At 60.0% G+C, this 13108-nt stretch carries 11 protein-coding genes; 10 read left to right on the forward strand and 1 reads right to left on the reverse strand.

Annotated features, from left to right (window positions below; all coding sequences use genetic code 11):
- Positions 1 to 113 precede the first annotated feature (113 nt).
- Positions 114 to 1406, forward strand: coding sequence for an L-rhamnose catabolism isomerase (gene rhaI / locus AC1PUL_RS20795; protein WP_480465882.1), 1293 nt, complete (start codon positions 114 to 116; stop codon positions 1404 to 1406).
- A 153-nt stretch (positions 1407 to 1559) separates the two neighbouring features.
- Here the strand turns inward: rhaI and AC1PUL_RS20800 are convergent, their stop codons facing one another.
- The gene (locus AC1PUL_RS20800) at positions 1560 to 2543 is read right to left on the reverse strand and encodes a GGDEF domain-containing protein (RefSeq protein ID WP_480465883.1); all 984 of its coding nucleotides are present in this window, start codon (positions 2541 to 2543) and stop codon (positions 1560 to 1562) included.
- 627 nt (positions 2544 to 3170) lie between these two features.
- On the opposite strand from AC1PUL_RS20800, the gene AC1PUL_RS20805 reads away from it, so the two are divergent.
- The 9 genes from AC1PUL_RS20805 to AC1PUL_RS20845 all read left to right on the forward strand — a co-directional run bounded on the left by AC1PUL_RS20805 (position 3171) and on the right by AC1PUL_RS20845 (position 13102).
- Complete coding sequence (locus AC1PUL_RS20805) at positions 3171 to 4274, forward strand: GNAT family N-acetyltransferase (RefSeq protein WP_480465884.1); 1104 nt, start codon at positions 3171 to 3173, stop codon at positions 4272 to 4274.
- A complete protein-coding gene (locus AC1PUL_RS20810) occupies positions 4271 to 5158 on the forward strand; it encodes a hypothetical protein (RefSeq protein ID WP_480465885.1) in 888 nt (295 codons plus the stop codon). The genes AC1PUL_RS20805 and AC1PUL_RS20810 overlap by 4 nt, the downstream gene beginning before the upstream one ends.
- A 98-nt stretch (positions 5159 to 5256) precedes the next feature.
- On the forward strand, positions 5257 to 6843 hold the full coding sequence (locus tag AC1PUL_RS20815; RefSeq protein ID WP_480465886.1) for an AMP-binding protein: 1587 nt from the start codon (positions 5257 to 5259) through the stop codon (positions 6841 to 6843).
- Entirely contained in the window at positions 6840 to 8324 is a 1485-nt protein-coding gene (locus AC1PUL_RS20820) for a hypothetical protein (protein ID WP_480465887.1), read from the forward strand. The genes AC1PUL_RS20815 and AC1PUL_RS20820 overlap by 4 nt, the downstream gene beginning before the upstream one ends.
- A gap of 6 nt (positions 8325 to 8330) precedes the next feature.
- The gene (locus AC1PUL_RS20825) at positions 8331 to 8582 is read left to right on the forward strand and encodes an acyl carrier protein (protein WP_298464040.1); all 252 of its coding nucleotides are present in this window, start codon (positions 8331 to 8333) and stop codon (positions 8580 to 8582) included.
- A gap of 180 nt (positions 8583 to 8762) precedes the next feature.
- Positions 8763 to 9833, forward strand: a complete 1071-nt coding sequence (locus tag AC1PUL_RS20830; protein WP_480465888.1) for a LacI family DNA-binding transcriptional regulator — start codon at positions 8763 to 8765, stop codon at positions 9831 to 9833.
- 156 nt (positions 9834 to 9989) lie between these two features.
- Positions 9990 to 11258: an ABC transporter substrate-binding protein gene (locus AC1PUL_RS20835; RefSeq protein ID WP_480465889.1), complete on the forward strand. Its 1269-nt coding sequence runs from the start codon at positions 9990 to 9992 to the stop codon at positions 11256 to 11258.
- A 129-nt stretch (positions 11259 to 11387) separates the two neighbouring features.
- Complete coding sequence (locus AC1PUL_RS20840) at positions 11388 to 12284, forward strand: carbohydrate ABC transporter permease (protein ID WP_480465890.1); 897 nt, start codon at positions 11388 to 11390, stop codon at positions 12282 to 12284.
- The gene (locus tag AC1PUL_RS20845) at positions 12281 to 13102 is read left to right on the forward strand and encodes a carbohydrate ABC transporter permease (protein ID WP_480465891.1); all 822 of its coding nucleotides are present in this window, start codon (positions 12281 to 12283) and stop codon (positions 13100 to 13102) included. The genes AC1PUL_RS20840 and AC1PUL_RS20845 overlap by 4 nt, the downstream gene beginning before the upstream one ends.
- The last annotated feature ends 6 nt before the right edge of the window (positions 13103 to 13108 follow it).

Below are 13108 nucleotides of genomic sequence, written 5' to 3' on the forward strand. Positions count from 1 at the left end.
GATTGGATGAAGTGGGGTGTGGAGGAGAGGGGCGGTTACGCCTCTCGTATGATGTCCCCTGAAATGCGACAGATGCGCTGAAGCAAGGTTCTTCATGCGCGAAGGAGGATCAAATGACCGAGACCCGGATCGCCGCAGATGTCATCGCGGCAGAAAACGAGCGTCGTCAGAGCGCCCATCAGAGCGACTATGAGGCGCTGGGCGCCAGGCTTTCCCGTCAGTCGATCGATATCGAGGCGGTGACGGCCAAGGTGGCGGACTTCTTTGTTGCCGTTCCGTCCTGGGGTGTCGGCACGGGCGGCACGCGCTTTGCCCGCTTTCCCGGTCTCGGGGAGCCGCGGCATATCTTCGACAAGCTCGACGACTGTGGCGTGATCCAGCAGTTGACCCGCGCAACGCCGACCGTTTCGCTGCATATTCCATGGGACAAGGCAGATCCGAAGGAGCTGAAGGCCAGGGCCGATGCGCTCGGGCTCGGCTTCGACGCGATGAACTCGAACACCTTCTCGGATGGCGCCGATCAGGCGCATTCCTACAAATTCGGTTCGCTCAGCCATGTGGACGCCGCGACCCGTCGTCAGGCGGTCGAGCACAATATAGAATGCATCGAACTCGGTGCTGCACTCGGCTCCAAGGCGCTGACGGTCTGGATCGGCGACGGTTCCAACTTCCCCGGGCAGAGCAATTTCACCCGTCAGTTCGAGCGTTATCTCGATGCGATGCGTGACATTTACAAGGCGCTGCCGGATGACTGGCGGCTGTTTTCCGAACACAAGATGTACGAGCCGGCCTTTTATTCGACGGTCGTGCAGGACTGGGGCACAAATTATCTGATCGCCCAGACGCTCGGAGAGAAGGCCTACTGCCTCGTTGACCTCGGGCATCATGCGCCGAACACCAATATCGAGATGATCGTTGCGCGCCTGATCCAGTTCGGCAAGCTCGGTGGCTTCCACTTCAATGACTCGAAATATGGCGATGACGATCTGGATGCCGGTTCGGTCGAGCCCTACCGCCTCTTCCTCGTCTTCAACGAACTTGTCGATGCCGAGCATCGTGGCGTGAAGGGCTTCCACCCGGCACATATGATCGACCAGAGCCATAACGTGACGGACCCGATCGAGAGCCTGATTGCAAGCGCCAACGAGATTCGCCGCGCCTATGCGCAGGCGCTTCTGGTCGATCGCGTAGCGCTGGAAGGCTATCAAGACGGAAATGACGCGCTGATGGCGACGGAAACGCTGAAGCGCGCCTATCGCACCGACGTCGAGCCGATCCTGGCCGAGGCGCGCCGTCGGGCCGGTGGCGCGATCGACCCGGTTGCCACCTACCGCGCCAGCGGCTATCGCGCCCGCGTCGCCGCCGAACGTCCTGCGGTCAAGGGTGGCTCGGGCGGGATCGTCTGAGCCTCCCGAGCGCAGAAAGCTCGCTCTGCGTTCCCAACTTGCCGTTCAGTTCATTGGCAAAAGTGTCTCGTTCGCGCCGACTTCATATGGTTGAGGGCGGCGCGCGGCCTTGGCCCATCCGGGAGCAAGGCAGCGAATGGGGATGCTATTTGCTTAAGCGGGTGTCGCAACCTTGACCCGGTTGCGACCTGCGTCCTTGGCTCTGTAGAGCGCCTGGTCGGCACGGCGTAACGCTTCGAAAAGATCTGACTGCGACGACAGCTGGGCGATGCCGAAACTGGCTGTGACATTCATTCCGTGCGGGAGCATTGGCAGAGACATGCTCTCCCGTCTGAGCTGTTGCGCCAGCTGGACGGCATCGTCCACCTGCGTATCCGGCAGAAAGAGCGCGAATTCTTCACCGCCGAGACGGCCCGCGACGGCACCCTCTGGAGTATGACGAGCCAGGCATTCGGCAAACGCCTTGATAACCGTGTCGCCAATGTGGTGGCCGTAGGTGTCATTGATCTGCTTGAAGTGATCGAGATCGCACAGGATGATTGCGTGGGATCTGTTCTGATCGTTTCGAAGCAGGGCATTGATCTGACGATCGAAGCCGCGCCTGTTGGCAAGCCCCGACAGACTATCCATCTCGGATTCGGATCGCTGTATCGCAAGGATTTCCAAAACCAGCTTGGCGAGCAGTGTCAGTCCGACTGCCACCATCAGGACTGCCGTCATGCTCTGGGAGATCAGCGCGTAGTTGGTCTGAACATAGTCTTTTGCCGTGCTGCCGGCGCCGAGAAGGACTGCCAGTCCTGCCTTCATGATGAAATGCAAGCCCGTGATCAACAACAGCACGCCGAGAAACCGGTCGATGGTCGTGCGTTGACGAGCTAGCAAGACGATGGCTGCGCCGGCCAGAACGACCAGTGCGAAGGGAGCCTGGTAAAGGAATGCTTGGAGTATCGTGCTGCGGGGAAGGTCGTAGATCACCATTGCCACGAACAAACTGGTCGCGACGAAAATCGCTGTGATCCGCGCATCAACGCGCCGGCGGTACATCTCCCCGATACCGATTGTCAGCATGACCATCCCGATGAGGACGGTCGCGAAGGCACAGAGCGCCCAGAGCCGTTGTTGGCTGGTGAAGGCCACCAGCAGTTCGCAGATCGCAGACAGCGAGGCGATCCCGAAGCCTGCCCCCAACCATATCGCAGCCGTCCGGGATTGGCTCCGTCGCGCAACCACGATGAAAACCGCGCTGAAGGACAGGGCGACAATGAAGTTGACCGCCAGGAAAAATACTGCCCCGTTCATTCTCTTGCCGCCGCCTGTTTGGTCGAGTGTCCACGTCAATGTCCATGACTAAAGTGCAAAAGTGAAGACTTTTATCCATGCGGTTAGACACTCACCGCATGCAAGATGGAGTGGTCGCCCCAATTAAATGCGCCCCGCACTGACCGGCCCTCTGGTTGTTTCACGTCATTGTGAAGTTGTCGAAATGGCATCCACTTCCGAGGTGATGGGCTTGCCCTGCCCCGCCATTCCGTTGAATTCTTCGAGTAATGCCGAAATCCCTGCAATAAAGGCTTGTCCTGACGCCTTATCTGTTCGTCAGGGTAGAAAGAATTTTACTCAAGATTCACGATAATCCCGATTGTTCACTTCGCATAAACCTCTTTTTTGGGGCGGCTTGGTATCCCCTCATGCATGGTTGCTGCACGCTCTTCAGGTCTGACTGATCATGACACCGCTTCCGGGGAGGCGGCGAGGTCGTTTGTTGTGAACGTCACGACCGAGGCGTTTTGCCAGTCTGACGATTTTGCAGACTTGTTCGCCCGCTCCAACGCCTCGGCTTTCCAGCACCCGCTTTGGCTCGCAGCCTTCTACCATCATCTGGCCCCGTCACGCGATGCAGAACCGGTTATCTTGGTCGGGCGGCCGGGCCCTGATCAACGTCCTTGCCTTGTCCTGCCAATGATCCTGCGGAGACTCTCAGGTGTCACGATACTTGAAAGTGCTGATCTTGGTGTGAGCGACTACGCAGCGCCTGTCGTGGATCTCGATTGGTGGCGCATGCAACGCGACCACGCGTCGATCCAGTCCAACATCGCTCAGGCATTGCCCCCTCACGACATCTTACGCGTGAAGCCAATTCGGGAAGAGCATCTTCCGCTGTGGCAGGGATTGCTCCCGGGGCGCGCGGCCAAGCTTTCCTTCTCTTCGCATGCTTCGGACCTTGTGGCGCCGGTGACGCTTTGGCGCGAGCGGGCGCTGACAGAGAGTTTTGCCCGTTATCTCTCCCGCAAGCGGAAGCGCTTCTTCAAGACCGAAGGAGCCCGTCTGGTTGTCGTTGAGGGTGAGCAGGCCGTGGCTGCGGCGGTTGAGCATCTTGCTGCCTTGCGTGAAGGCCGTTTCGACGGAGATGTGATCGCCGCTCCCGCGGCGCTCGCCTTCTACCGGGCTGTGGCGCAATCCGGCTTGCGGACCGGCTACTGCCGGGTCTACGCACTGGAAGTGGTCGGGGAGGCGATTGGTTATGCCTTCTGTGTCGCGCACGGTTCGCGACTACACTATCTGCTCATTGGCTGTGATTATCAGGCCCATGGCCGGCATTCGCCGGGCCTCCTCCTGTATGACGGGATGATCGAGGATTGGGTTCAGGCTGGCGGTGAGATCTTCGACTTTACGATCGGAGATGAGCCCTTCAAGGCGGATTTTGGTACGGCGCCGACCGCCCTTCACATGCTGACGCATGCCACCACATTACGCGGCTCGCTTGCTCTGGTCGCAATGCGTCTGCGCGAGCGCTGGCGGGAGAACTCCGCCGCTAGCACTACCACACCCTTTGCCAATCGCCAATCGTCCGGGGAGGAGAATGGATGAGCGCGCGCCCGGCCTTCCTTGAAAACTCCGTTATCATTGCGGCCCATCCCGACGACGAATTGCTGTGGTTCAACGCCATCTTGCATGACGTTGAAGAGGTGATCGTGGTCTATCGCGACTTCTGGGCGCATCCAGGCCTGGGCGAAAAGCGCGCTGCCGCATTCGCCGATTTTCCTCGGCCTGGCGTCAGTTGTCTCAATCTTTCAGAATCCGGTGCCGCCGGCTGTGCCAATTGGGAAGACCCGCGCGAAAGCGCGGATGGTATTCTCCTCAGTTTCGAAAGCCAGAGACGGGAACTTACCCGCATGTCGCGCCGGGCTCTCGGTAAAGTGGGCATGGGTCAACGACGCGTGGCTGAAAACAGCGTGCTGACGGCCTATCAGAGTAACTTCGTGACAATCCAGGGCTTGCTCCGGAATCGCCTTCGTCCCGGCATGAACGTGTTCACCCACAATCCCTGGGGCGAATACGGGCACGAGGAACATGTCCAGCTTTTCCGTGTCATCCAGGGCCTCAGAGAAGAAATCGGCTTCAATCTTTGGATGTCGAATTATTGCACCAACCGTTCGCTGCCTTTGGCGATGCGATATTTCCAGACTTCTCCGGGGGAAGCGATCCGTCTGCCGACCAACAAGGCGTTCGCGGATGAGGTTGCCTCTGTCTACAAGCGGCACGACTGCTGGACATGGGCGGATGATTGGCGATGGTTTGACGACGAGTGGTATCTGCCTGCACCCCGGCAGGGTGCGGCCCCACAATCGCATCAGCATCTGTTCCCCTTGAATTTCTTCACGATCGATGTCGCGCAGAAACTGCCTTGGTTGACGATGGCTGTCGGCTCTGCGGCAGCGGCGTCAGCGCTGATGGTGGCTGCAGACTTGTAACACTTCATGGGCAAGGGGGCGCCAGGTGGAGTGCAGCCTCTGCATAACCGGCGGCTGCCATTGCCTTCACGATAACAGAGATCAGCAAAACGGACTTCATGTTGAACGGTGTTCCAGTGCAGACCAAGCTTCAAAATTTCAACCTCGCCGCGCCATTCTGGGCATGCGCGCAAGCACATCCAGGCGCAGTGGCTCTCGTTGTTGCCAGACGCGAGTTCACCTACGAGGCTTTGGCGGAAAAGGTAGCGCGGCTTGCCGGTTATCTGGCGCCTCGGCTGAAGCAGCGACGGGTCGGGGTTCTGGCAACCCGCAGTCTGGAAGGTTATGTCGGCGTTCTCGGAGCCTGCATGGCAGGGGCGACCTATGTGCCGCTCAATCAGAAATGGCCGCCGGAGCGGCTGGTCAAGCTGCTGGGACTGCTGCAACTGGACGCGTTAATCGTGGATCGCAACGGGATCGGGCTTTTGACCCCGGAGGTCCTGGCTGCAGCTCCCGCCATCATCATCGGGCCGGAGCGGGCCGATATGCCGCCAACGGTCGATGCCGCGATCACGCCGCTCGACGCCCTCAACGATCTGCCGCTCGCCGCGCCAGTGAACGTGGATGCGCAGCACGAGGCCTATATCATCTTCACCTCCGGAACGACCGGACTGCCCAAGGGGGTCGTGATCTCCGCCGGGTCTCTTGCGTCCTATCTGGTGCAGGCGCGCCCGTGGACAAAACTCGGGCTTGAGGACCGCGTGGCCGAAGCGCATGACCTCACCTTCGATCTCAGCGTTCACAATCTGTTTCTGACGCTGGAGTCGGGGGGCGCTCTGCATGTGATGTCGGCGCTCGAATTGTCGGCACCGCAGCATTTCATTCGCAGCCACGGCATCACGGCCTGGATGTCGGTGCCCACGATCGTCAACATGATGCGCGCGGCCGGTTCTCTTAAACCTGGTGTGTTCGAGACGATCCGCCTGTCGATCTTTTGCGGGGAGCCTCTCCCGGGTGCGACCGTCGAGGCCTGGGCGGTTGCTGCGCCAAACAGCGCCATCGAGAACATCTATGGGCCTACGGAATGCACCGTCGTGATGCTCAGGCAGAGCGTGGGCGCGAACATGTCGCTGACGCCGGGGCGCGGTGTGATGGCGATCGGCACACCCTTCAGGGACGGAAAGATTGCGATCCTTGGTCCTGACCTGCAGCCTGTCGCTGCCGGCGAGCCAGGGGAGATCGCGCTTGGCGGCCCTCAGGTCGGGATCGGATACTTCGCTTCGCCTGAGCAGACCGCGGACCGCTTTCGCGAGATCGGCGGAGAGCGCTGGTACCTGACCGGGGATCTGGGCATGTGCGACGCAGAGGGGATCTACCATCATCTCGGGCGGACGGATAATCAGGTGAAGGTCAAGGGGAACCGGATCGAGCTGGAAGAGGTCGAGGCGCATCTGCGGCTTGCGGCGGACAGCACGGTCGTTGCCGTCGTGGCCTGGCCTATTGTCGATGGTTCTGCGGCGGGCCTCGTCGGCTTCGTAGCGGGCAGCGTTGAAACGGCCGCTTCGATCCAGGCGAACATGCTGCGCTCTTTGCCGCGCTACATGGTTCCGGAAGTCGTCCATCTCAAGGATGCACTGCCCGTCAACATCAACGGCAAGGTGGACCGGCGAGCATTGAGAGACGCTCTCGACGGAGGGTCGCCGTGAGCGTCGTTCTTGAGCAAGATTCGCTCGGTCCCGTGGACCGGCTCAAGCAGTGGCGGCGTTCGTGGCTGACGATTGACTCCAATCCAGATGCGCGCAGGTATGCCGGGACGATCCGTGGACTGCTTCTGATCCATGGCCTTTTCCTGGCGGCGCTTGCTTTAAGCCTGCAGATCAGTCTATCGGCGCTTGCGCTGATTGGGTTGACGCTTCTTGCAGCTGCGCGTTGGCCGGGACGCCGGCTCGCCATTCTGATCACGTCGAGCCTGGTGTTTCTGCTGCTACGTCCGTTCCGGACGGCGGACATGAATGCGATGGTCGTCGATCTTGCGGCCTCACTCGGACATGGCGTCTCGGTCCCGCCGCTCGCCTTGCAGGTGGCAGGGGTCGTGCTCTTTCTTGGCTTTACCCAAGTTATGATCGCAGGCCAGCGCAGAAGCAGCGGCCTTTGGTCCCGGCGTCCACTGCTGGTCCAACTTGTCGGCTTCCTTGCGGTCCTCGCTGTGGCCGCCTTTGTGCCGCCGGGAGATTACGGTCATGCCATTCTCTGGGCGTTCGTGGCCGTCTGGGCCTCGTGTTTCTGGTTTCTTGCCTATGCCGCCGTTGATCTGAAGGCCAAGGCTGCAGCGCCCGACAGTGTTCGGGCGCTTTACATGCGGCCGGTCTGGGGCGGCGATGTTGCGCCCTTCGGAAAAGGCCTGTCCTTCCTCAAGCGGTTCGAGGCGAAGGACGACGATGCGCTTGCGGTGACGCGCCTGAAGGCGCTGAAACTTGCCGTCTGGACGGCTATCCTCAGCTGGACAAGTCTGGCCGTGACCACCCTGTTTCATGAGATGCTGGGTGTGCCGAAGCTCGGTTTCATGATCCTCAATCCTGAGGACGCGGCGGCCATGCCGATCGGGCTCAGATGGCTGGGTCTCTTCGTCAACTACGGTGTGGATCTGCTGATCATTGCCGCTTGGGGCCATGCGATCGTCGCCGTGGCGCGCATGATGGGCTACAACATCCCGCGCAATACGGTGAACCCCCTCGCATCCCGCTCGATCGCCGAGTTCTGGAACCGCTATTACTACTACTTCAAAGAGGTTCTGGTCGATTTCTTCTTCTATCCAGCCTTCATGCGCTGGTTCAAGACATCGCCGCGTCTGCGCATCGCGTTTGCCACCTTCTGCGCGGCGGGTTTCGGCAACTTCCTCTATCATCTGATCTTCGTGTCCCATGTCTTTGCCGACGGGACGCCGTTTGATGAACTGGACCGGTTCGAAACGCTCGCCTTCTATGTGTGCCTGCTCTCGGCGGGTCTGATCATCTCGCAGATCTGGGGGCGCAAGACCTCGCCGGATGACGGCTTTTGGCGTCACCAGGTCTGGCCGCGGATTAACGTGGCCCTGTTCTTCTGCTTCCTGAAGATCTTCGACAGTGTGTGGCTGGAAGGCCAGCTGTCGGATCGTTTCCACTTCCTGTTTGGCCTGTTTGGAGTCTGACCTGCCATGACCACCGATAAGATTGCGTCCATCCGTGCCCGCGTTCAGGGACTGCTCGAAGAGCGCGGTGACAGACAGCCGCTCCAGGATACGGATTCGCTGTTCTTCAGTGGCCGGCTGGATTCGCTTGCGGCCACGCATCTCATGATGCTGCTCGAGGAGACCTTCGGGATCGATCTCGCTGCTGCCGATTTCGACGTGACCCGTCTCGACAGCCTGGCCGAGATCGAGGCCTTTGTCAGCGAGACCCAAGCATAGCCCAACTCGCATTGCGCTTGATCTGGAGCCGCCTTGACCGTGTCGAGGCCGGCTTTGGCGCCCTGTTTCGACAGGGGCTTGTTCAAGGAAGTGCTTGTATCCCCCACGTCCCTGGCCTAGTAAATATTTTCCAGAGGTTTACCAGCCTCATGGGAATGCGGGTTGAGGAGGCAGGCCGCCGTGGTGACGATCAAGGAAATTGCGAAGGCCGTCGGCGTGTCATCGGGAACGGTGTCGCGCGTCCTGAACTACGACCAGAGCCTCTCTATCTCTGAGGTGAAGCGCCAGGCGATCATCGAGACCGCCGAGGCGCTGAATTATGCGACGCCGAGGGCGCGCAAGAATGCGCTTTCGGCGCCGTTTTCGATCCCCATGGGGCTGCATGCCGACGTCTCCGCGACTATCGCCGTCATCCATTTCCTGGCGCCGAACGAGGAACTGGTAGACCCCTATTACGTGGGCGTCCGGCTCGGCATCGAAGCCCGCTGCCGTGAATACAAGATCGAGATTGCCCGGGTATTCAATCCCGATGTGCCGATCGATCTGGCCATGCTGACGGGCATTTCGGCTGCGATCGTCGTCGGACATCATCCGAAGGCCGAGATCGAGGCGATGGCCAAGGTATGCCCGCATCTCATCATGGCCGATTACAATCCGCGCATGCCGCAATTCGACTGCGTGCGCGCCGATCTGGGCGAGGCGACGGTGACGATCCTCGACAGTCTGGACAAGGCCGGATACCAGCGGATCGGCTTTGTCGGCGGCTACGAGCTGATGGACAATGATGCGCTGATGCATGGCGAGCAGCGCTGCAAGGCCTTTATCGAATGGCACGAGGCGCGAGGTCGTTATCGGCCTGAGCTTCTGGCGCTCGGACAGAGCGAGCGGTTCGGGCAGAACTTGCGCCTCGAGACGGGCTATCAGCAGGCGAAATCGCTTCTGGCTCTGGACGTCCGTCCCGATGCGATCGTTGCAGCCAACGACAATATGGCGATCGGCACCTATCGGGCGATCCAGGAGGCGGGACTTTCCATCCCCGAGGACATCGCGGTTGTTGCCTTCAACGATATCCCGGTCGCGCAGTTCCTGACGCCGCCGCTCTCCACCATGCGGATTCCGGGCGAGCTGATCGGCGAGGTGGCGGTCGACCTGCTCGTCGAGCGGCTGAATGGCCGCGACTATTCCAAGCATGTGACCCTGCCGACCGAGATGGTCTGGCGGGCAAGCGCGAAAGAGCCTCTGGCGACCTGAGCATTTTCGCAAGGGAGTCTGGGGATTCCCAAGCACTTACCGCAGCGCACAAAATATTTAGTAAAAATTTTCTTGGCTGTCCTCCGATTTTCGGAAATAGTGGTGATGAGGCAGGGGATGAGGCTGCCGCATTCAACGTCATAATGGGAGGAACACATGGATTATTCTCGCCTGCTCAAGCGCTCCGTCACCGGAGCCGTGACCGGGGCCGCCCTTCTCTGCAGCACGGCAGCCTTTGCCGGAGAAGTCACCATCTGGTGCTGGGACCCGAATTTCAACGTTGCGATCATGCAGGAGGCGGCTGCGCGTTACACCGCGAAGAACCCCGGCACGACCTTCAACATCGTCGACTTCGCCAAGGCTGACGTCGAGCAGAAGCTGCAGACGGGTCTTGCCTCCGGCATGACCGACACCCTGCCGGATATTGTGCTGATCGAGGATTACGGCGCGCAGAAATATCTGCAGTCCTTCCCCGGTTCGTTCGCCGCGCTGACGGACAAGATCGATTATTCCGGCTTTGCCAAATACAAGGTCGACCTGATGACGCTTGAGGGCCAGGTCTATGGCGTGCCCTTCGATTCCGGTGTCACCGGCCTCTACTACCGCAAGGACTATCTGGAGCAGGCGGGCTATACCGCTGCCGACATGGAGAATCTGACCTGGGATCGCTTCATCGAGATCGGCAAGGACGTCAAGGCCAAGACCGGCCACGAGATGATGGCGCTCGACTCGAATGACGGCGGTCTGATCCGCATCATGATGCAGTCCGGCGGCCAGTGGTATTTCAACGAGGACGGCAGCCTCAACATCACGGGTAACGCCGCGCTGAAGGCTGCACTCGAAACCCAGGCTCGCATTGTCAATGAAGGCGTTGCCAAGCCGACCAGCGGCTGGAACGACGGGATCAGCGCGCTGACGTCGGGCGATGTCGCCTCGGTCCTCATGGGCGTTTGGATTACCGGCACCGTCAAGTCGCAGCCTGATCAGGCCGGCAAGTGGGCGCTGACGGCCATTCCGAAGCTGAATGTCGAGGGCGCCGTCGCTGCGTCGAACCTCGGTGGTTCGAGCTGGTATGTGCTTGAAGCTTCCGCCGAGAAGGACGAGGCGATCGACTTCCTCAACGAGATCTATGCCAAGGACCTCGACTTCTACCAGAAGATCCTGACCGAGCGCGGTGCCGTGGGCTCGCTTCTTGCCGCCCGTACGGGTGAAGCCTACCAGAAGCCGGACGATTTCTTCGGCGGCGACAAGGTCTGGCAGAAGTTCGCTGATTGGCTCGTCCAGGTGCCGGCGGTTAACTACGGCATCTTCACCAACGAGCTCGACACGGCTGTCACGGCAAACTTCCCGGCCCTTCTCAAGGGAACGCCTGTCGATGACGTTCTGAAGGCCATCGAAGATCAGGCTGCCACCCAGATCCAGTAAACCCATCCCACAGGGGCTCATTCCCAAGGGTTGGGCCCCTGTCCTCCCGGAGACGTGCGGCGGCGACGCCGCGCGCCTTCCGTCGATAGACTTTAGTCCGTGACCAATGATCAGGTTCGGGGAGACCGCATGGCCACCACATCCAGATCCAGCTTGAAGCGCTACTACGATGTGAACGGGTGGCTGTTCGTGGCGCCGGCCGTCGCGCTCATTGCGATTTTCATGCTCTATCCGATCCTGCGTTCTCTCGCGCTATCCTTCTATTCCGGGCGCGGGATGATGCTGAAATTCTCCGGTACTGGAAATCTTGAACGGCTGTGGAATGATCCGGTTTTCTGGCAGGCGCTGCAAAACACGGTCATTTTCTTTGTCGTGCAGGTGCCGATCATGATCACCATGGCGCTGATCCTGGCGGCCATGCTGAACAATCCGAAGCTGCGCTATTCCGGCCTGTTCCGGACGATGATCTTCCTGCCCTGCGTTTCCTCGCTGGTGGCCTATTCGATCCTGTTCAAGAGCATGTTCTCGCTCGACGGTGTGGTGAACAACACGCTGCTCGCAATCGGCATCATCGGCGAGCCGATCGGCTGGCTGACCGATCCCTTCTGGGCCAAGGTGCTAATCATCATCGCCATTACCTGGCGCTGGACCGGCTACAACATGATCTTCTATCTGGCAGCACTCCAGAATATCGATCGCTCGATCTATGAGGCGGCGAAGATCGACGGCGTGCCGTCCTGGGGGCGCTTCGCCTTCCTCACCATCCCGATGCTGAAACCGGTGATCCTGTTCACCACGATCACCTCGACAATCGGCACGCTGCAGCTGTTCGACGAGGTCTACAACTTCACCGAGGGCACCGGCGGGCCGGCGAATTCGACGCTGACGCTGTCGCTCTACATCTACAACCTGACCTTCCGCTTCATGCCGAGCTTCGGTTATGCGGCGACCGTCTCCTATGTGATCGTGCTGATGGTGGCGGTTCTCTCCTTCCTGCAATTCTATGCCGCGAGGGAACGCAAATGATGACGACGCTTCGTCGCCGCCTGCCTGACATCGTGCAATATGCCGTGCTGTCGCTTGCGGCCTTCCTTTCGATCTTCCCCTTCATCTGGATGGTGATCGGGGCGACCAACACCACGAGCGAGATCATCCGCGGCAAGGTCACCTTCGGCACCGCCCTGTTCGACAACATCGCGTCCTTCTTTGCGCAGGTGAATGTGCCGCTGGTCTTCTGGAATTCGGTGAAGATCGCGCTTGTCGGCACGGCGCTGACGCTGCTCGTCTCGTCGCTGGCGGGCTATGGTTTCGAGATGTTCCGCTCGAAACTGCGGGAGCGGGTCTATACCGTGATCCTGCTGACGCTGATGGTGCCGTTTGCAGCCCTGATGATCCCGCTTTTCATGTTGATGGGGCAGGCGGGGCTGCTGAATACGCATATCGCCATCATGCTGCCGATGATCGCGTCGGCCTTCATCATCTTCTACTTCCGCCAGGCCTCAAAAGCCTTTCCGACCGAGCTTCGCGATGCGGCCAAGGTGGATGGGCTGAAGGAGTGGCAGATCTTCTTCTACATCTATGTGCCCGTGATGCGCTCCACCTATGCGGCGGCCTTCGTCATCGTTTTCATGCTGAACTGGAACAATTATCTCTGGCCGCTGATCGTGCTGCAGTCGAACGACACCAAGACGATCACGCTGGTCGTCTCCTCGCTCGCGTCTGCCTATTCGCCCGAATACGGTACCGTCATGATCGGCACGATCCTCGCCACCCTTCCCACCCTTCTCGTCTTCTTCGCCATGCAACGCCAGTTCGTGCAGGGCATGCTCGGCTCCGTGAAATAGGACTTT

This window comes from Rhizobium sp. P43 (genome assembly GCF_056730705.1).

Bases quoted from the DNA above. Each gene is read 5' to 3' on its own strand.
- rhaI (WP_480465882.1), top strand. From the start codon at position 114: ATGACCGAGACCCGGATCGCCGCAGATGTCATCGCGGCAGAAAACGAG.
- AC1PUL_RS20810 (WP_480465885.1), top strand. From the start codon at position 4,271: ATGAGCGCGCGCCCGGCCTTCCTTGAAAACTCCGTTATCATTGCGGCC.
- AC1PUL_RS20815 (WP_480465886.1), top strand. From the start codon at position 5,257: ATGTTGAACGGTGTTCCAGTGCAGACCAAGCTTCAAAATTTCAACCTC.
- AC1PUL_RS20825 (WP_298464040.1), top strand. From the start codon at position 8,331: ATGACCACCGATAAGATTGCGTCCATCCGTGCCCGCGTTCAGGGACTG.
- AC1PUL_RS20835 (WP_480465889.1), top strand. From the start codon at position 9,990: ATGGATTATTCTCGCCTGCTCAAGCGCTCCGTCACCGGAGCCGTGACC.
- AC1PUL_RS20840 (WP_480465890.1), top strand. From the start codon at position 11,388: ATGGCCACCACATCCAGATCCAGCTTGAAGCGCTACTACGATGTGAAC.
- AC1PUL_RS20845 (WP_480465891.1), top strand. From the start codon at position 12,281: ATGATGACGACGCTTCGTCGCCGCCTGCCTGACATCGTGCAATATGCC.